This is a genomic window from Mesorhizobium sp. P160219, from assembly GCF_057786095.1.
In genome coordinates, this window is the sequence record NZ_JBYNWG010000001.1 from 1274522 (window position 1) to 1292821 (window position 18300).

Below are 18300 nucleotides of genomic sequence, written 5' to 3' on the forward strand. Positions count from 1 at the left end.
AGTTTCCAGCGGCGCCAAACCGCCGCACAGGATCAGACGACCACGACCGGGTTCTTCTTGGAAACGCGGCTGTAGAGGTCGATGATATCCTGGTTGATCAGGCGCACGCAGCCCGACGACATCGCCTGGCCGATGCTCGCCCATTCCGGCGAACCGTGTATGCGGTAGCCGGTGTCCTTGCCGTCCTGGTAGATGTAAAGAGCGCGTGCGCCGAGCGGGTTGGTGAGGCCACCGGGCTGGCCGTTTTGCCACTTCACCAGTTCCGGCTTGCGCTGGATCATCTCCGGCGGCGGCGTCCAGGTCGGCCATTCCTTGCCGTACTGGATGTTGGCGCGGCCGGACCAGCGGAAGCCGTCCTTGCCGATGCCGACGCCGTAGCGGATGGCGTCGCCGCCCTCCTGCACCAGATAGAGCTTTCGCTCCTGCAGATGGACGACAATGGTGCCGGGCGCCTCGCCGGTCTCGTTGACGACGATCTGGCGGCGGAACTCCGGCTTGACCTTCTGATAGGGCACCGCCGGCACTTCGAAGCCGCCATCGTTTAGCGAAGCGTACATGACATCGGGGCCGGTGACGTTCTTGTCGACGCTGATCGCCGGACGGATCGGCCGCACCGAGCCGGTGACCGTGTCATCCAGCTGGAATTGCGGCAGCTCGAGCGTCGAAGTGCTGCAGCCGGCCATGCCGAGCAGCGTCATGGCGCCGGCCCCTGACAGGACGAAGCGGCGGGAATAGAGATGTTCGGTCTCGTTTGCGTCGCCATTTGCTGGCGGCGTCACATTCTGCGGCAACTCACGCATGCACCCAAACCCTACGCTGTCGGCGGGAAACACGGTCCGGCCGGATAGCAGGCAGTTTCGCCAAACATGGTTGAAAAAGGGTGAAGGCCCAACGACCGGTCTTAAGCCTGTGCCGCCAATAGCCGCAGCGATCTGGCGAAATGGTCCGCCGTGCATTTTTGGGAGAGGGCTCTTTACATTCCTCCGCACACGAGGATTTATCCTTTTCTTTGCGCTCAAGGAGACAAAGATGTCGTTCGAAAACTGGGCCGCCTTCGCCGCCGCCTCCACCGTCCTGCTCATCATTCCGGGCCCGACCATTCTTCTGGTCGTGTCCTATGCGCTGGGCCAGGGCTGGCGCACTGCCTTGCCGATGGCCGTCGGCGTGGCGCTGGGCGACTTCACCGCCATGACCCTGTCGATGCTGGGCATCGGCGCGCTGCTGGCCGCGTCGGCGACCGTGTTCACCATTCTGAAGCTGATCGGCGCCTGCTATCTGATCTATCTCGGGGTAAAACTGTTTCGCGCCGGCGGCGCGCTCAAAGCCGAACCACGCACAGATGCCGTCTCGGCCGCCAAGATGATGGCGCACGCCTGGCTGGTCACCGCACTCAACCCGAAGAGCATCACCTTCTTCGTCGCCTTCCTGCCGCAGTTCCTCAACCGGGAAGCCGATTTCTGGACACAGATGCTGATCTTCGAAGCGACCTTCCTGGCGCTCGCCTTCGCCAATGCCTTCGGCTACGCGCTGATCGCGGCGCGCGCCCGCAACGTAGTACGCAACCCCAAGGCGATCCGCATCTTCAACCGCACCGGCGGCACGCTGCTGGTCGGCGCCGGCATCGCCACGGTGGCGATGCGCTCGGGCAATTAGGAACTGCGGAGCATCAGGGCCGATATGGCAGTAAGAGATCCATTCGGCCTAATGTTTTCGGGCGCGACCGAGGCCGGGTTTTCACCCTACAGCCAGGCCGTGCATGAATTGCAATGCTTCGTCGGCGACCCGGTCGGCTCCGTTGACCGCGCCATATCGGCGGATCCCGGTTTCGTCATGGCGCATGTCTTCAAGGGGTATCTGTTCGGCCTCGCCACCGAACGCGAGGCAACGGCGGTCGCCCAGGCATGCCATGCTGCGGCACTGCCGCTTGCCGCGACGCCGCGCGAACAGGCGCATGTGGCGGCCCTTGGCCACCTTGCCGCGGGACGCTGGCATGACGCCGCGCGCCTGCTCGAAGATATCGCCATCGACAACCCGCTCGACGCGGTGGCGTTGCAGGTCGGCCACCAGATCGACTTCTTCACCGGCAATGCCCGCATGCTGCGCGACCGTATCGGCCGCGCGCTGCCGTCCTGGCAGAGCGGCATGCCAGGTTACCACGCCATTCTCGGTATGCAGGCCTTCGGTCTGGAGGAGATGGGCGACTATATCAGAGCCGAAAGTTTCGGCCGACAGGCGATCGAGATCGAGCCGCGAGACGGCTGGGCGCAGCATGCGGTCGCCCATGTCATGGAGATGCAGAGCCGGCAACGCGACGGCATCGCCTGGATGCGCGCCAACCCCGAGGCGTGGACCAAAGAAAGCTTCCTGCAGGTGCATAATTGGTGGCATCTCGCGCTGTTCCACTACGATCTCGGCGAGACCGATGAGGTGCTCAAACTCTATGACGGGCCGATCTATGGCGAGCGTTCGACGCTGGCGCTGAACATGGTCGACGCCTCCGCGATCCTGTGGCGGCTTTATCTCGGCGGTGCCGATGTCGGCGACCGCTGGGCAGCGCTCGCTGCCAACTGGGCGCCGAAGGCTGGAGCCGGCAATTACGCCTTCAACGATGCGCATGCGATGATGGCATTCGTCGGCACCGGGCTGGAAGGGCCGGCCAAGATCTTGCTCGAAGCCCAGCACGAGGCGATGCGCGGCAGCGACGACAACGCCGCCTTTACCCGGGATGTCGGCCAGCCACTGACGGAAGGCATCAAGGCATTCGGCGAGGGCAATTACAGCGAAGCGGTGCGCCTGATTCGACCGATCCGCGCCATTGCCCATCGCTTTGGCGGCAGCCACGCCCAGCGCGATGTGATTGATCTCACGCTGATCGAGGCGGCGTTGCGCGCCGGTGACCCAGCGCTTGCCCGGGCGTTGACGGCCGAGCGCGCACTGGCCCGGCCGGACAGTCCGCTTTCGGCGCTGTTTTCGCAACGCGCCGCCAATTTGTCAGAGAATTGACCCGCGGCGGATCTTGTTTTAAAAAATGGCAAGCCAGATTTTTTCGAGACCCGAAAAAATTAATGGCAATGGGAGGAATGCATGTATCTCGGCCTCGATCTCGGCACGTCGGGCGTCAAGGCGCTGTTGATCGATGCCGGGCAGAAGATCATCGGCTCCGGCCATGCTTCGCTTGACGTATCGCGGCCGCATCCCGGCTGGTCCGAACAAAACCCCACGGACTGGATCCGCGCCTGCGAGACGGCCATTGCCGAGCTGAAAGCCTCGCACCCAAAAGAGCTTGCCGCGGTCAAGGGCATCGGCCTTTCCGGCCATATGCATGGCGCCACCTTGCTAGATGCCGGCGACCAGGTGCTCCGCCCCTGCATTCTGTGGAACGATACGCGCAGCCACGCCGAGGCCGCCGCGCTCGATGCCGACCCGCGCTTTCGCCAACTCACCGGGAATATCGTCTTCCCCGGCTTCACGGCGCCGAAACTCGCCTGGGTGAAGAACAATGAGCCCTCCGTCTTCGCCAAAGTGGCGAAGGTGCTTTTGCCGAAGGATTTCCTGCGGCTGTGGCTGACCGGCGAGCATATCTCAGAAATGTCCGACTCGGCCGGCACCTCCTGGCTCGATGTCGGCAAACGGCGCTGGTCCCCCGAGTTGCTTGCGGCGACATCGCTCGACGAAAGGCAGATGCCGTCGCTGGTCGAAGGCACGGAGAAGGCCGGAGCCTTGCGCGCCGAACTGGCCGTCAGCTGGGGCATAGCATCGGGCACCCCGGTTGCCGGCGGCGCCGGCGACAATGCTGCTTCGGCCTGCGGCATGGGCACGGTCGGCGCCGGCCACGCTTTTGTGTCGCTGGGCACATCTGGCGTGCTGTTTGCCGCCAACGCTTCCTACCTGCCCAATCCGGCAAGCGCGGTGCACACCTTCTGCCATGCCCTGCCCAACACCTGGCACCAGATGGGGGTCATCCTGTCTGCGACCGATTCGCTGAACTGGCTGTCGGAGATTTCAGGCAAGAAGGCCGGCGAATTGACCGCCGAACTTGGCGATGTGCTGAGAGCGCCGAGCGGGGTGTCGTTCCTGCCCTATCTCTCGGGCGAGCGCACGCCGCATAATGATTCCGCCATTCGTGGGTCCTTCACCGGACTGGCGCATGAGTCGAGCCGCGCGGTGCTGACGCAGGCCGTGCTTGAAGGCGTCGCCTTCGCATTCCGCGACAGTCTCGAAGCCTTGAAGACCGCCGGCACGGATTTGACGCGGGTAACCGCGATCGGCGGCGGCTCGCGCTCGCGCTACTGGCTGAAGGCGATCGCTACGGCGCTGCAGGTGCCCGTGGACATTCCGGCCGACGGCGATTTCGGTGCTGCCTTTGGCGCGGCGAGGCTTGGTCTGATCGCGGCGACAGGGGCTGATCCGCTGGCGGTGTGCACGGCGCCGAGGACGGATGCGACGATCGAACCGGATGTCCCGCTTGGCGGGGCGTATGCCGATGCCTATCAGCGCTACCGGGCGCTGTATCCGGCGATCAAGGGCGTGACCGCGTGAGTCGGCGCGAGGCACCCCCCTCTGCCCTGCCGGGCATCTCCCCCGCAAGGGGGGAGATCGGCAGCGTCGGCGGGTATGCCAGTCTTGTAAGGTGGGTGATTAGCGAAGGCGTGGATGCCAGCCAATCTCCCCCCTTGCGGGGGAGATGCCCGGCAGGGCAGAGGGGGGTGTCTCGCGCCACCCTTAATCGATCACTGCGCCGGCACCTTGTCCAGAAACCCGGTGACGCTCTTCAGGCGCCCATTTTCGACAACACCGATATCGGTGCCTTCGATAACCGACGGCACGCCTTCCGGCCCAAGATTCCACGAGAAGCGGATGCGGTCGCCAAACCCGTCCGGCGTACCCTTCAGCGAGAACCGGAAGCCGGCGAAGCGCTGCTGTACGCCGTCGATCAGCCCAGCAACGCCGGCGTGGCCGTCGCCCTGCATGAGCGGATCGCGGTAGCTGACGTCTTCGGTGAAGGTGGCCTTGAGCAGTTCGGCACGGCGATCCGCATCGGCCTCGTTCCAGGCGGTGATGTAGTTCTGGGCGATCGTATTGAGGTCGGTCATGGTCTGTCTCCTTCGTTGAGTGGCTTTGACACGAGGCTTTTCACCCCAAGCGAGAGCGAAACCAATTACGCCTGAGGTAATCAGGGTGAACTATTCGAGAGAGGACAGAAATCATGAGCAGCGGATTTTTCGGCGACATCAAAGCGATCAAGTATGAGGGGCCGGATTCCACCAATCCGCTGGCCTACCGCTTCTACAATCCCGACGAGGTGGTGGCCGGCAAACGGCTGGAAGACCATCTGCGCTTCGCCGTCGCCTACTGGCATTCTTTCGCCTGGCCGGGCGGCGATCCCTTTGGCGGCCAGACCTTCGACCGGCCCTGGTTTCCCAAGGCTGGCGGCGTCGACACGATGGAACTGGCCAAGCTGAAAGCCGACGTCGCCTTCGAGATGTTCTCGCTGCTCGGCGCGCCCTATTTCTGCTTCCACGACGCCGACGTGCGGCCGGAAGGCAAGGATTTCTCCGAAAGTGCCGCGCGGCTCGACGAGATCGCCGACTATTTTGCCGCCAAGATGAAGAAGACCGGCGTCAAACTGCTCTGGGGCACGGCCAACCTGTTCTCCAACCGCCGCTTCATGTCGGGCGCCGCCACCAATCCCGATCCGGATGTCTTCGCCTATGCGGCGGCGACGGTGAAAAGCTGCATCGACGTCACGAAGCGGCTGAAGGGCGAGAATTATGTACTGTGGGGCGGGCGCGAGGGCTATGAAACGCTGCTCAACACTGATCTTGCTCGCGAGCAGGAGCAGGCCGGGCGCTTCCTCAGTCTCGTCGTCGACTACAAGCACAAGATCGGCTTCAAAGGCACGATCCTGATCGAGCCGAAGCCGCAGGAGCCGACCAAGCATCAGTACGACTACGACGTTGCCACGGTCTACGGTTTCCTCAAGCGCTTCGGGCTGGAGAAGGAAGTGAAGCTGAACATCGAGCAGGGCCACGCGATTCTTGCCGGCCATTCCTTCGAGCACGAGCTGGCGCTGGCCAATGCGCTCGGCGTCTTCGGCTCGATCGACATGAACCGCAACGACTACCAGTCGGGCTGGGACACCGACCAGTTCCCCAACAATGTGCCGGAGATGGCGCTGGCCTATTACCAGGTGTTGCAGGCCGGCGGCTTCAAGACCGGCGGCACCAATTTCGACGCCAAGCTGCGCCGCCAGTCGCTCGACCCGCAGGACCTGCTGATCGGCCATATCGGCGGCATGGATTCCTGCGCACGAGGTCTCAAGGCAGCCGCCAAGATGGTCGAGGACAAGGCGCTGTCGGGTCCGCTGGCCGAGCGCTATGCCGGTTGGAACACGGCCGAGGGCAAGGCGATGCTGTCGGGCAAGCGCTCGCTGGAAGACATCGCCGAGCGCGTGGTGAAGAAGAAGATCGAGCCGCAGCCACGCTCCGGCCGCCAGGAGTTGCTGGAAAACATCGTCAACCGCTACGTCTGAGGGCGGAAAGCCAATTCGTTGTGCTCAAGGGTGGCTGGATAACATTCCGGCCGCCCCGGAATGGGGTTTGCGCAAGACCCTATCCGACGACAAGGGTTTGCCCTTTGGCGCCCCTCAATGACCTCGCTCTTGCCTTCAAACTGCCGTCACGTATCTCGTATAAGGATGCGGTTGTGGCGGGTGAAAAGGAAGGAGGCGAACCGATATGCAGCATGAACGCGAAATCAACGCCCTGCTCTCATCCGGCGAGACCGGATCGATCATCGACCGGCTGATGGCGCTGCCGCGGCCGACCGACAGCGTGAAAAACGAATGGGATCGTGCTGTCAGCAGCCGATTTGAAGTCCGTCTGGCGAGGCAGATGCGCTCGCAGATGGACGCCGGCAGCGATCGACAGAACGCAGCCTGATCTCCCTTTGTCTGTGCATGTCGTAATCCCAAAACCGCGACACACTTTTGGGCGACATGCATCAACCTCGGCGCAGCCTGACCGGGGCTTGGCCGAACGCTCTTGAAAACGCTCTGGAAAATGCCGCGGCGGACGAGAACCCCGTCCGCCCGGCAATATCCGCCATGGCGATCCGCGTGTCGACCACCAGCCGCCGCGCCGCGCCCAGCCGAAGCCTGAGATAATATGCGCCCGGCGTCTCGCCGATCGACTTGCGAAAAATGCTCTCCAATGTCCGCGCCGTCACCCCGGCGCGTTTTGCCACCGCGTCGATGGTCAGCGGCTGGTCGACATGCGATTCCATCAGCCGGATAGCCTGCGCCAGACGCGGGTCGTAGCCGTCGAGCCGGCCGAGCGAGACCAGCGGCTGCGCGTCGGTCGCGGCGCGCGCCTGGTCGTAGATGAAGACGCTGGCGACATCGAGCGCGACGGCCATGCCGAGCCGGGTGCGGATCAGATGCAGCATCAGGTCGAAGGTCGGCGACGCCCCGCCCGAGGTGAACACCGGTCCGTCGATGACGTAGCGGTCCGGACGCACGTCGACGCCGGGAAAGGCGGAGGAAAAATCCTCCATGTCTTCCCAATGGGTGGTGGCGCTGCGGCCTTCGAGGAGGCCGGCGCGCGCCACCAGCCATGTGCCGGCCTCGACGCCGCCGCAGGCGCGAGCCGCGCGGGCCGCTCGCCGTAATCCGGAAAGCAGAGCCGATGTCGCGTAATTCTGGGTGCCGAAGCCGGCGACGACGACAAGCACGTCGGTCGGCTCGGCCGCATCGAAGCGGCCCCTGACCGCCACCGGCAGGCCGCATGTGGTGACCGGCGCCTCGCCGGTGACCGAGACCAGTTTGAAATCGAACAGCGTCTCGCCTGAGATGCGGTTGGCGGCGCGCAGCGGGTCGACGGTCGACGCCACGCACATGATGGACGAGCCTGAAAACACCAGCAGCGTCACCTTGAGCGGCGATCGCTCAGCGCGAAAGATGGTCGGTTTTTCGCTTTTGATCACGAGAGCTTCGTAAATTGCAAAACAGTTTCCGGCAAGTCGGTCATTGTTAGGGTCTGTTTCTATGGGGAGGAGATGTCCATGCCGCTCGCGATGAACCGTGAGGTTTTCATTACCTGTGCCGTGACCGGGTCCGGCGGCTCGCAGGACCGCTCCCCGCATGTGCCACGCTCGCCCAAGCAGATCGCCGATTCGGCGATCGATGCGGCCAAGGCCGGTGCCGCCATCGTCCACTGCCATGTCCGCGACCCCGAGACCGGCAAGCCGCGCCGCGATGTCCATCTCTACCGCGAAGTGACGGACCGCATCCGCGCGGCAGAAGTCGATGTGATCCTGAACCTGACCGCCGGGATGGGCGGCGACATGGTGTTCGGCTCACCGGAAGCGCCGCTGCCGCTCAATGAAAAAGGCACCGACATGGGCGGCGCCACCAACCGCATGGAACATGTGCGCCAGTGCCTGCCGGAAATCTGCACGCTGGATTGCGGCACCATGAACTTCGCCGAGGCCGATTATGTCATGACCAACACGCCCGGCATGCTGCGCGCAATGGGCGGCATGATGACGGCGCTCGGCGTCAAGCCGGAGATCGAAGCCTTCGATACCGGCCACCTCTGGTTCGCCAAGCAGCTGGTCGAAGAAAAGGTCTTGAATCCCGACGCGCTGGTGCAGCTCTGCATGGGTGTGCCGTGGGGGGCGCCGGACGACCTCAACACCTTCATGGCCATGGTTAACAACGTGCCGTCGACCTGGAACTGGTCGGCCTTCGCCATCGGCCGCAACCAGATGGCCTATGCAGCCGCTGCAGTGCTCGCCGGCGGCAATGTCCGCGTCGGTCTCGAAGACAATCTCTGGCTCGACAAGGGCGTGCTGGCCACCAATGCGCAGCTCGTCGAGCGCGCGGCCAGCATCGTTACCAATCTCGGCGCCAGGATTTTGGGGCCGGAGGAAGTGCGCAGGAAGCTCAACCTCACCAAGCGGGCGCCGATCGCAGCGGCTGCTTAAGACGGGAGCGGATCATGGCTACCGTCAAATTCACTGCGATGAAGGATGGCGACAGGCAAGACTATGAGTTCCTGACCGCCCATGAGATCGACTATGCCGCCAGGACCGGCGAGCGGCTGCTCGACGCACTGGTGCAACTCGACGAAGGCCTGTCGGGCTACAAGATCACCAGGCTCGGCCATTCGCTGCAAGCGGCGACGCGGGCCTGGCGCGACGGCGCCGACACCGACTGGATCGCCTGCGCGCTGCTGCACGACATCGGCGACATCTACGCACCGTACAATCACGACGAATACGCCGCCTCGATCCTGAAACCTTTCGTGCGCGAGCAATGCACCTGGGTGGTGGAAAAGCATGGCGACTTCCAGCGGCTCTATTACGCGCATCATCTCGGCGGCAACCGCCATGCTCGCGACCGCTTCGCCGGCCATGCCTATTTCGACGATTGCGACCAGTTTTGCGAACGCTGGGACCAGTCGAGCTTCGACCCGGACTACGACACGCTGCCGATCGAATTCTTCCGGCCCTTCGTGCTCGAAGTCTTCGCCCGCAAGGCCTACGACCCCTCCGTGATCCGCTCCGGCGAGCGCGTGCCTCTCATCGACCCCGAAACCGCCAAGACAAGAACCGGAGCCTGACCATGAGCATCATCAACAAGGCAGCCGCCATTGGCGGTGGTGTCATCGGCGCCGGCTGGGTGGCGCGGCTGCTGCTCAACGGCATCGACGTGTCGATCTTCGATCCGGACCCGGAAGCGTCACGCAAGGTCTCGGAAGTGATGAAGGGCGCGCGCCGCGCCTACAAGCAGATGGTTCCCGGCGGCCTGCCCAGGGAAGGCAGACTGACCTTTGCCAAGACCATCGCCGAGGCGGTGGCTGACGCCGATTTCATCCAGGAGAGCGTGCCGGAGCGGCTCGACCTCAAACACCGCGTACTGGCCGAGATCGATCTCTACGCGCCGGCCAACGCCATTGTCGGCTCGTCCACCTCGGGCATCAAGCCGACCGACATGCAGGTGGCGATGAAGAAGCATCCGGAGCGTCTGGTTGTCGGACATCCCTTCAACCCGGTCTATCTGCTGCCGCTGGTCGAGATCGTCGGCGGCGAACAGACCTTTCCAGAGGCGATCGAGGTCGCAAAGGAGATCTATGCATCGATCGGCATGAAGCCGGTGGTGATCCGCAAGGAGATCGAGGCCTTTGTCGGCGACCGCCTGCTCGAAGCGGCCTGGCGTGAGGCGCTGTGGCTGATCAAGGACGGCATCTGCACCGTTGAGGAACTCGACGACATCATGCGCTATGGCTTCGGCCTGCGCTGGGCGCAGATGGGCATGTTCCAGGTCTATCGCGTCGCCGGCGGCGAAGCCGGCATGCGCCACTTCATGGCGCAGTTCGGGCCGTGCCTGAAATGGCCGTGGACCAAGCTTATGGACGTGCCGGAGTTCAACGACGAGCTGGTCGATCTTATTGCCACCCAGTCGGACGACCAGGCGCACGGCCTGTCGATCCGCGAACTGGAAAGGATCCGCGACGACAATCTGGTCGCGATCATGGATGCTCTGTCGAAACAGAACAAAGGCAAGGGCTGGGGCGCCGGCGCCTTGCACAAGGACTATACCAGGCAGTTGGCCAAGCTGGCGGCGAAGAAGCCGGCCGCATCCAGGGCCGCAGAAAAGGCCAAGGCATCGAAGCCAGTGAAGAAGGCGGAAAAGCCGAAGAAAAAGAAGAAGGGCTGAGGACCATGGATTTCGGTCTTTCGGAGGAACAGAAGCTCATTGTCGAGACGACGCGCGCGTTCGTCGAGAATGAGCTTTACCCGCATGAACGCGAGGTCGAGCGCACCGGCGTGCTGCGCCGCGAGTTGATCGAGGAGATCAAGGTCAAGGCAATCGAAGCCGGGCTCTATGCGGCCAACATGCCGGCCGATGTCGGTGGCGCCGGCCTCGATACGGTGACCTGGCTGCTCTACGAGAAGGAACTCGGCCGCGCCAACTATGCGCTGCACTGGACCTGCGTCGCGCGCCCCTCCAACATCCTGCTCGCCGGCACGCCCGAGCAGCGCGAAAAGTACCTGTTCCCGTGCATCCGCGGCGAGAAGTGGGACTGCCTGGCGATGACCGAGCCCGGCGCCGGCTCCGACCTGCGAGGCATGAAGGCGACCGCGGTGCAGGACGGCCACGACTGGGTCCTTAACGGCACCAAGCATTTCATCTCCCATGCCGATCTTGCCGATTTCGCGATTTGTTTCATGGCTTCGGGCGAGGAAGAAACGCCGCGCGGCAAGCGCAAGAAGATCACCGCCTTCTTCGTCGACAAGGGCACCAAGGGGTTCACCGTGCGCGACGGCTACCGCAACGTCTCGCATCGCGGCTACACCAACGCCATCCTCGAATTCGACGATTGCCGCCTGCCGGCAAGCCAGGTGCTGGGTGAGGTCCACAAGGGCTTCGACGTCGCCAATTCCTGGCTCGGCGCCACGCGCCTGCAGGTCGGCGCCACATGTCTCGGCCGCGCCGAGCGGGCGCTCGGCCACGCCATCGAATACTCGGCGCAACGCCAGCAGTTCGGCCAGCAGATCGGCAAGTTCCAGGGCGTGTCGTTCAAACTCGCCGACATGGCGACCGAATTGAAGGCGGCGGACCTGATGGTGTTCGAAGCCGGCTGGAAGTACGATCAGGGCACCGTCACCGATCAGGACATGGCCATGGCGAAGCTGAAGGCTACCGAAATGCTCGCCTTTGTTGCCGACGAAGCAATCCAGATCCATGGCGGCATGGGGCTGATGGATGACCTGCCGCTGGAGCGCATCTGGCGCGACGCCCGTGTCGAGCGCATCTGGGAAGGGACGTCGGAAATCCAGCGCCACATCATTTCGCGGGCGCTGCTGCGCCCGTTCGGGGCATAACCCATGCACAAGCTTGAGCGTCTGTTGCGCCCAAAATCCATCGCGGTGTTCGGCGGGGCCCAGGCCGCCGCCGTCGTCGCCCAATCGATCAAGATGGGCTTTGTCGGCGAAATCTGGCCGGTGCATCCGAACAAGGACGAGGTCGCCGGCCGCAAGGCCTATCGCTCGGTCGCCGAATTGCCCGGGGCGCCCGACGCCGCCTTTGTCGGCGTAAACCGGCATCTCACCATCGAGGTGATCAAGGCGCTGGCCAAGCGTGGCGCCGGCGGCGCCGTCTGTTTTGCCGCGGGCTTTCTTGAGACCGAGGCCTATGACGATGACGGCGAGCGGCTGCAGGCCGAACTGGTGGCTGCCGCGGGCCAGATGCCGATCATCGGGCCGAACTGCTACGGCCTGATCAACTATGCCGATGGCGCGCTGCTATGGCCCGACCAGCATGGCGGCATCAGGCTGCCCGAAGGCGCCAAGGGCGTCGCCATCATCACCCAGTCCTCCAACATCGCCATCAACATGACGATGCAGAAGCGCGGCCTGCCGATCGCCTTCCTGATGACCGCCGGCAACCAGGCGCAGACCGGCCTCTCCGAAATGGCGCTCGGCCTGATCGAGGACGAGCGCGTCACCTCGCTCGGCCTGCACATCGAAGCCTTCGATTCGGTAGCCGGCTTCGAGAAGCTGGCGGCGCGGGCGCGCGAACTGAAGAAGCCGATCATCGCCATGAAGGTCGGCCGGTCCGAACAGGCCAGGCAGGCGACCGTCTCGCACACAGCTTCGCTCGCCGGTTCGGATGCCGCTTCGGGCGCTTTCCTGCGGCGGCTCGGCATTGCGCGCGTCGATTCCATCCCCGCCTTTATCGAGGCGCTGAAGCTTCTGCACGTCACAGGACCACTGCCCGGCTATAGACTGTCATCGATGAGTTGCTCGGGCGGCGAAGCCTCTGTCATGGCCGACAGCGCCGAAGGCCGCTGGGTCAATTTCCCGGAGCTCACCAGCAAACACCGCGCCCATGTCAAATCGACGCTCGGGCCGCTGGTCGCGGTCGCCAACCCGTTGGACTATCACACCTTCATCTGGAACAATGAACCGGCGATGACCGCCACCTTCACCGCCATGGTGTCGGGCGGTTTCGACCTCAACATGCTGGTGCTCGATTTCCCGCGCCCCGACCGCTGCTCGGTCACCGACTGGTGGGCGACGCTGCGCGCCTTCGAGGCGGCGCTGAAGACCAACAAGGCGCATGGCGCGATTGTCTCGTCGCTGCCGGAGAACCTGCCGGAGGAATACACCGCCGAGCTGATGGCGCGCGGCATGGTGCCGTTGTTCGGCATTTCCGAGGCCATTGATGCCGCAGGCGCGGCGGCCTTCATCGGCTGGGCCTGGGCCGAGCCGCAGGCGCAGCCGATCGACACGTCGGCTGCAGGTGCTGCCGGCGGCGATCATGTCACCCCTGACGAGGCCGAAGCCAAGGCGCGGCTGATCGAGGCCGGCTTGCCGGTGCCGAAGGCCGAACGCGCCGCCAATGCCGTCGAAGCGGTGATTTCGTCGATGGCGCTCGGCTTCCCGGTGGCGTTGAAGGCGCTTGGCGTCACCCACAAGTCGGAAGTCGGCGCTGTCAGGCTTAACCTCAAGGACGCCGAATCCGTCAGCACCGCGGCGCACGATCTCTTGCCGCTCGGCACCGGGCTCTATGTCGAGCGCATGGTGCGCGACGGCGTTGCCGAACTGATTGTCGGCTTTACCCGCGACCCGATGTTCGGCGCCGTCATGACGCTGGGAACTGGCGGCGTGCTGGTCGAGCTGTTGCGCGACAGCGTGACCTTGATGCTGCCGGCAACGCGCGACGATATCGAGGCGGCGCTACGCGGCCTGAAACTGTTCCCTCTGCTTGAGGGCTATCGCGGCCGGCCGAAGGCCGATGTCGCCGCGGCCATCGACGCCATCGCGGGCATTGCCGGCTTCGTGCAGACGAATGCCGGAGAGATCGAGGAACTCGACATCAACCCGCTGATCGTCTGCGCCGAGGGCAAGGGCGCCTGGATCGCCGACGCGCTGCTGGTGCTGGGAGAGAAGAAGAATGTCTGACGTCATTTCCACCCGCCGCGAGGGCACCATCCTCGAGGTCACGCTCGACCGGCCCAAGGCCAACGCCATCGACCTCAAGACCTCGCGGCTGATGGGCGAGACCTTCAAGGCGTTCCGCGACGACCCGGAACTGCGCGTCGCCATCGTCAAGACCGCCGGCGACAAGTTCTTCTGCGCCGGCTGGGATTTGAAGGCAGCCGCCGGTGGCGACGCGGTCGACGGCGACTATGGCGTCGGCGGCTTTGCCGGCCTGCAGGAGCTGCGCGACATGAACAAGCCGGTCATCGCCTGCGTCAACGGCATGGCGGTCGGCGGCGGCTTCGAGTTGGCGCTGTCCTGCGACCTCATTTTCGCCTCCGACCACTCCTCCTTCGCACTGCCCGAAATCCGCGCCGGCACGCTAGCGGACGCCGCGACGATCAAGCTGCCGAAGCGCATTCCCTATCATGTCGCCATGGACTTGCTGCTCACCGGCCGCTGGATGGATGTAGCGGAAGCGCATCGCTGGGGCCTGGTCAACGAAGTGTTGCCCAAGGAAAAGCTTGAAGACCGCGTCTGGGAGGTCGCAAGGCTACTGGCCAGCGGCCCGCCGCTGGTGTTTGCCGCGATCAAGGAGACGGCGCGGGTGGCCGAGGCGCTGACCTTCCAGGATGCCATGAACCGCGTCACGCGCCGGCAACTGGCGACGGTCGATGCGCTTTATGGCTCCGAGGACGGTATGGAAGGGTTCCGGGCGTTTGCGGAGAAGCGCGACCCGGTGTGGAAGGGGAAGTAGCCTCTTTACCCTCCCCTCGATGGGGAGGGTCGGACCGAAGGTCCGGGGTGGGGTGATGCGCCACCACCCCCACCCGCCGCTTCGCGGCGACCTCCCCCATCAAGGGGGAGGTAAAGGAGCTGCATGACCGACTACAAAACCCTCATCGATGCCGAGACCTGGGCCTTCATCGAGCGGACCAATTCCTATTACCCGCCCGATACGATCGACTACACCATCGCCCAGCAGCGTGCGATTTATGACCGGATGTGCCGCGAGTTCTTTGCCGGCTATCCCAATGGTGTGACGGCGGAAACGACTTTCATTGCCAACCGATCACACGACATCCCGATCCGCATCTATCGCAGCGCTACCCCGAACACGGCGGCGATGGTGCTCTACATCCATGGCGGGGGTTTCATCCTCGGCGGCCTAGACAGCCATGACGATGTCTGCGCCGAGCTCTGCGCCCGCACCGGTTACGAGGTGGGTTCCATCGATTACCGGCTGGCGCCGGAGCATTTGCACCCGGCCGCTTTCGACGATGCTTTACGTGCCTTCGAATGGGCAGCCAAAACCTACGACCGCCCTATTCTGCTGTGCGGCGACAGCGCCGGCGGCAATCTCTGCGCGGCTGTTGCTCACGCAACGCGTGGCCATGCCAAAAAGCCGATCGGCCAGGTGCTGATCTATCCGGGCCTCGGCGGCGACCGTTCGAAGGGCTCGTATGTCGCGCACGCCGAAGCACCGATGTTGACCATGCGCGATCTCGAATTCTACAAGCACATCCGCACCGGCGGCGCTGACGGTACTGGTGACATCACCTTGTCGCCGCTCGCCGACACCGATTTCACCAAACTGCCGCCAACCGTGCTGATCACCGCGCAATGCGACCCGCTGTCGTCCGACGGCGAGGCCTACCGCGACCGCATCCTTACCGCAGGCGGACACGCCAGCTGGTCCGAGGAGCCGGGGCTGGTGCATGGCTATCTCCGGGCCAGGCACACGGTCGGCCGGGCCCGCGCCAGCTTCAACCGTATCGTCGAAGCGGTGTCGGTGCTGGGCAAGGGCGACTGGATCTGGTGATCCGGCTCAACCGCGGACAAAGGCGATCAGTTCCTCAGCCATGCGATCGTTGAATTCCCGACGAAAGCGGTTTTTCTTCAGCCATTCAGGGTTTGAGCCGACGGTCTTGTTGGCATCCACGACAACGCCTTTGCCATCGACAATGAAATAGTCGATGGCGCCGAAGTCCAGGTTGAGCCGCTGCCGCACCGCCAGCACTTCCGGTGGCACGGCGCCGCCCACCTCATTGCTCAGGATTTTTGAGCCGGCGCACAACACATCGTCGTAGACCTGCCGCATGTTGACCTCGGCACCGAGCAGGAACATGTAGCGGTGCTTGACGATGGGCAGGTCGAGCGTATCGAAAGCGAACTTTTCCACCATCAGGCGATTGTTGCGCCATACATCCCGCGGAACCTCGCCGATCGTCTGGTAGACCTTATAGGGCGGGCACAGGCGGTCCTTGTAGCCGGGTTCGAAGAGCTTGCGGATGGCATGCGCGCTCCTGGTCAGGCCGTTGCGATGCTGCCACCAGCGCTGCTCTGGTCGGCCCCTGGAGTTGAGGACCGTCTTGACGACAACCGGCCCCTTGTGGCTGTCGCCGGCCTCCAGCTTCAGTGTCGAATAAAGGTGCCGGTGGATGGACAGCGCGCGGCCATTGATGGTGCGGTCGTAGAGGTGGCCGAGACCGCGGTACGTTGGCGGCACGATTGTCAGGTCGACATGCAGAAAGGCCACCGGCGCCCGATCTCGGCCGGCCGGCCGGTCGAGCAGGCGCACTTTCAATCCAGCCTGTTCCAGGTAAGGCAGTAACTGCGCGATGCAATAGCTCCGCACCAGTCGGAAATTGCGCAGGCTCTCTACATAGACATCGAGATCTGCGGCAGACACCGAACGCTATTCCTTGATATCGACGCCCGAGAAATCGTGGTGATCAAAGGGGTCCATGACATAGCCCGTCACCTGTTCGCGCATCGGGATCGAGACCACGGAGTGGGCGATAGCGACCCACGGCATCTGCTCCCTGAAGATCGTTTGCGCCTGCGAATAGAGTTTTGCGCGGGCAGCGGGATCGACGATCCCGGCTGCCTGCTTGAGCAGATCGTCGAAGGCCGGAAAACACCAGTTGGCACGATTGGTGGTGCCGACGCCGGCACAGCCAAGCGGCACCGACAGGAAGTTGTCGGGGTCGCCATTGTCGCCGGTGAAGCCGAACAGCATGGCGCCGTCGCGGTCGCGTGACTTCGAGCGGGCAAGGTATTCAGTCCACTCATACGTCACGACTTCCACGGTGACACCGATCTTTGCCAGGTCGGACTGGATCATTTCGGCCATACGCTGCGCATTCGGGTTATACGGACGCTGCACCGGCATCGCCCAGATCTTCATGTGCAGGTCTTTTACGCCGGCATCGGCGAGCCCCTGCCTGGCGGCAGCGGGGTCGAAGACATGATCGGGGCTCGTCTTGTCATAGGCCCAGGAGGTTGGCGGCAGCGGATTGCGTGCGACTTCGCCGGTGCCGCGGAATACGACGTCGACCAGCGCCTGCGTGTCGATGGCAATGGCGATCGCCTTCCTCACCCTTGGATCGTCGAAGGGCTTCTGCAAGGTGTTGAAGGCGAGGTATCCCGTATTGAGGCCCTCCTGCCGCATGACCTTGATTCCGGGCGTCGCCTTGATCGCCTCCAGGTCGGCCGGATTTGGATAGGGCATGAGATCGCATTCGCCGGCGCGCAGCTTTTCCATGCGAATGCTGGCATCGGTGGCAATGGCGAAGACGAGATCGTCGATCTTCGGCTTGCCGCGCCAGTAGTCCGGATTGGCCTTGTAGCGGATGACTGCATCCTGCTGGTAGTCGACAAGCTGGAACGGACCCGTCCCGACCGGCTTCAGCGCCAAGTCGAGAAGCCGCTTCTCTGCGACGAGCTTGTCGGCATATTCCTTGGAAACGAGCGAAGCGAAATCCATCGCCAGGTCGGCAAGCATCGGCGAATGCGGCGCCTTCAGCTTCATCACCATAGTATGGTCGTCAAGCTTGCGCCAACCGGCGACAAGATCCGGCATGCCGATGCCGTCGAAGTAAATGTACTGGCGTTTGGCGTAATTGTTGAACGGGTTCTGCGCGTTGGCCTGCCGGTCGAAGGTAAACAGCACATCATCGGCGTTGAAGTCGCGGCTCGGCGTAAAACCCTCGACGCTGTGGAACTTCACGCCGTGCCGCAGGTGGAATGTGTAGGTGAGGCCGTCGTCGGAAATCTCCCAGCTTTCGGCAAGGCCGGGGCGCACCTTGGTGGTGCCGGGCTCGAACTCGACCATGCGGTTGTAGAGAGCGGTGGCCGAGGCGTCGCGGGATCCGGAGGCGAGTGCGGGATCGAACGTATCGGGGCTAACCTCGGTGCAGTAGACCAAGGTCTTGGCTACGGATTGATGGACCGGCAACGCACATGGAAAAAGCGCCGCCAGCAAGAGAACGAAGTGCCTGCGTGTCATGATCCCCCCAGGGTTGGGAA

At 63.8% G+C, this 18300-nt stretch carries 17 protein-coding genes; 12 read left to right on the forward strand and 5 right to left on the reverse strand.

What is annotated here, in order from left to right:
- Window positions 1-32: 32 nt before the first annotated feature.
- Entirely contained in the window at window positions 33-800 is a 768-nt protein-coding gene (locus AC3EMP_RS06390) for a L,D-transpeptidase (RefSeq protein ID WP_023668871.1), read from the reverse strand.
- A gap of 229 nt (window positions 801-1029) precedes the next feature.
- On the opposite strand from AC3EMP_RS06390, the gene AC3EMP_RS06395 reads away from it, so the two are divergent.
- The 3 genes from AC3EMP_RS06395 to xylB all read left to right on the forward strand — a co-directional run bounded on the left by AC3EMP_RS06395 (window position 1030) and on the right by xylB (window position 4539).
- On the forward strand, window positions 1030-1653 hold the full coding sequence (locus AC3EMP_RS06395; protein ID WP_023696914.1) for a LysE family translocator: 624 nt from the start codon (window positions 1030-1032) through the stop codon (window positions 1651-1653).
- A 24-nt stretch (window positions 1654-1677) separates the two neighbouring features.
- A complete protein-coding gene (locus tag AC3EMP_RS06400; RefSeq protein WP_023703619.1) occupies window positions 1678-3003 on the forward strand; it encodes a tetratricopeptide repeat protein in 1326 nt (441 codons plus the stop codon).
- Window positions 3004-3084: 81 nt separating this feature from the next.
- Complete coding sequence (xylB, locus tag AC3EMP_RS06405) at window positions 3085-4539, forward strand: xylulokinase (protein ID WP_352710233.1); 1455 nt, start codon at window positions 3085-3087, stop codon at window positions 4537-4539.
- Window positions 4540-4730: 191 nt separating this feature from the next.
- Here the strand turns inward: xylB and AC3EMP_RS06410 are convergent, their stop codons facing one another.
- Window positions 4731-5093: a nuclear transport factor 2 family protein gene (locus AC3EMP_RS06410; protein ID WP_023745168.1), complete on the reverse strand. Its 363-nt coding sequence runs from the start codon at window positions 5091-5093 to the stop codon at window positions 4731-4733.
- 113 nt (window positions 5094-5206) lie between these two features.
- Between AC3EMP_RS06410 and xylA the strand changes: the two genes are divergently transcribed.
- Together xylA and AC3EMP_RS06420 are read left to right on the forward strand one after the other, a co-directional pair.
- On the forward strand, window positions 5207-6532 hold the full coding sequence (gene xylA / locus AC3EMP_RS06415) for a xylose isomerase (protein ID WP_023684279.1): 1326 nt from the start codon (window positions 5207-5209) through the stop codon (window positions 6530-6532).
- Between the two features lie 205 nt (window positions 6533-6737).
- Window positions 6738-6941, forward strand: a complete 204-nt coding sequence (locus AC3EMP_RS06420) for a hypothetical protein (protein ID WP_023684278.1) — start codon at window positions 6738-6740, stop codon at window positions 6939-6941.
- Window positions 6942-7002: 61 nt separating this feature from the next.
- Here the strand turns inward: AC3EMP_RS06420 and AC3EMP_RS06425 are convergent, their stop codons facing one another.
- Window positions 7003-7983: a GlxA family transcriptional regulator gene (locus AC3EMP_RS06425; protein ID WP_023755579.1), complete on the reverse strand. Its 981-nt coding sequence runs from the start codon at window positions 7981-7983 to the stop codon at window positions 7003-7005.
- A gap of 78 nt (window positions 7984-8061) precedes the next feature.
- On the opposite strand from AC3EMP_RS06425, the gene bcoG reads away from it, so the two are divergent.
- The 7 genes from bcoG to AC3EMP_RS06460 all read left to right on the forward strand — a co-directional run bounded on the left by bcoG (window position 8062) and on the right by AC3EMP_RS06460 (window position 15811).
- Complete coding sequence (gene bcoG / locus AC3EMP_RS06430) at window positions 8062-8985, forward strand: 3-dehydrocarnitine:acetyl-CoA trimethylamine transferase BcoG (RefSeq protein ID WP_023668863.1); 924 nt, start codon at window positions 8062-8064, stop codon at window positions 8983-8985.
- Window positions 8986-8999: 14 nt separating this feature from the next.
- Window positions 9000-9623: an HD domain-containing protein gene (locus tag AC3EMP_RS06435; RefSeq protein ID WP_027049243.1), complete on the forward strand. Its 624-nt coding sequence runs from the start codon at window positions 9000-9002 to the stop codon at window positions 9621-9623.
- 2 nt (window positions 9624-9625) lie between these two features.
- Entirely contained in the window at window positions 9626-10720 is a 1095-nt protein-coding gene (locus AC3EMP_RS06440) for a carnitine 3-dehydrogenase (RefSeq protein ID WP_352710236.1), read from the forward strand.
- A 5-nt stretch (window positions 10721-10725) separates the two neighbouring features.
- Window positions 10726-11889: an acyl-CoA dehydrogenase family protein gene (locus tag AC3EMP_RS06445; protein WP_023694246.1), complete on the forward strand. Its 1164-nt coding sequence runs from the start codon at window positions 10726-10728 to the stop codon at window positions 11887-11889.
- A gap of 3 nt (window positions 11890-11892) precedes the next feature.
- A complete protein-coding gene (locus tag AC3EMP_RS06450) occupies window positions 11893-13971 on the forward strand; it encodes an acetate--CoA ligase family protein (RefSeq protein ID WP_023702509.1) in 2079 nt (692 codons plus the stop codon).
- Window positions 13964-14746 carry a carnitinyl-CoA dehydratase gene (locus AC3EMP_RS06455; RefSeq protein WP_023696923.1) on the forward strand — a complete coding sequence of 261 codons (783 nt, stop codon included), beginning with the start codon at window positions 13964-13966 and terminating at the stop codon, window positions 14744-14746. Before AC3EMP_RS06450 ends, AC3EMP_RS06455 begins: the two co-directional genes overlap by 8 nt.
- Before the next feature lie 123 nt (window positions 14747-14869).
- On the forward strand, window positions 14870-15811 hold the full coding sequence (locus AC3EMP_RS06460) for an alpha/beta hydrolase (protein WP_023696924.1): 942 nt from the start codon (window positions 14870-14872) through the stop codon (window positions 15809-15811).
- 6 nt (window positions 15812-15817) lie between these two features.
- Here the strand turns inward: AC3EMP_RS06460 and AC3EMP_RS06465 are convergent, their stop codons facing one another.
- A complete protein-coding gene (locus AC3EMP_RS06465) occupies window positions 15818-16681 on the reverse strand; it encodes a hypothetical protein (protein ID WP_023696925.1) in 864 nt (287 codons plus the stop codon).
- A gap of 6 nt (window positions 16682-16687) precedes the next feature.
- Window positions 16688-18280 carry an ABC transporter substrate-binding protein gene (locus tag AC3EMP_RS06470; protein WP_023696926.1) on the reverse strand — a complete coding sequence of 531 codons (1593 nt, stop codon included), beginning with the start codon at window positions 18278-18280 and terminating at the stop codon, window positions 16688-16690.
- Between the last annotated feature and the right edge of the window lie 20 nt (window positions 18281-18300).

Excerpts from the sequence above, each read along its gene's own strand:
- AC3EMP_RS06435 (WP_027049243.1), top strand. The coding sequence starts at position 9,000 with ATGGCTACCGTCAAATTCACTGCGATGAAGGATGGCGACAGGCAAGAC.
- xylB (WP_352710233.1), top strand. The coding sequence starts at position 3,085 with ATGTATCTCGGCCTCGATCTCGGCACGTCGGGCGTCAAGGCGCTGTTG.
- AC3EMP_RS06390 (WP_023668871.1), bottom strand. The coding sequence starts at position 800 with ATGCGTGAGTTGCCGCAGAATGTGACGCCGCCAGCAAATGGCGACGCA.
- AC3EMP_RS06410 (WP_023745168.1), bottom strand. The coding sequence starts at position 5,093 with ATGACCGACCTCAATACGATCGCCCAGAACTACATCACCGCCTGGAAC.
- AC3EMP_RS06400 (WP_023703619.1), top strand. The coding sequence starts at position 1,678 with ATGGCAGTAAGAGATCCATTCGGCCTAATGTTTTCGGGCGCGACCGAG.
- AC3EMP_RS06420 (WP_023684278.1), top strand. The coding sequence starts at position 6,738 with ATGCAGCATGAACGCGAAATCAACGCCCTGCTCTCATCCGGCGAGACC.
- AC3EMP_RS06460 (WP_023696924.1), top strand. The coding sequence starts at position 14,870 with ATGACCGACTACAAAACCCTCATCGATGCCGAGACCTGGGCCTTCATC.
- bcoG (WP_023668863.1), top strand. The coding sequence starts at position 8,062 with ATGCCGCTCGCGATGAACCGTGAGGTTTTCATTACCTGTGCCGTGACC.
- AC3EMP_RS06455 (WP_023696923.1), top strand. The coding sequence starts at position 13,964 with ATGTCTGACGTCATTTCCACCCGCCGCGAGGGCACCATCCTCGAGGTC.
- AC3EMP_RS06440 (WP_352710236.1), top strand. The coding sequence starts at position 9,626 with ATGAGCATCATCAACAAGGCAGCCGCCATTGGCGGTGGTGTCATCGGC.
- AC3EMP_RS06450 (WP_023702509.1), top strand. The coding sequence starts at position 11,893 with ATGCACAAGCTTGAGCGTCTGTTGCGCCCAAAATCCATCGCGGTGTTC.
- AC3EMP_RS06445 (WP_023694246.1), top strand. The coding sequence starts at position 10,726 with ATGGATTTCGGTCTTTCGGAGGAACAGAAGCTCATTGTCGAGACGACG.
- AC3EMP_RS06395 (WP_023696914.1), top strand. The coding sequence starts at position 1,030 with ATGTCGTTCGAAAACTGGGCCGCCTTCGCCGCCGCCTCCACCGTCCTG.
- xylA (WP_023684279.1), top strand. The coding sequence starts at position 5,207 with ATGAGCAGCGGATTTTTCGGCGACATCAAAGCGATCAAGTATGAGGGG.
- AC3EMP_RS06470 (WP_023696926.1), bottom strand. The coding sequence starts at position 18,280 with ATGACACGCAGGCACTTCGTTCTCTTGCTGGCGGCGCTTTTTCCATGT.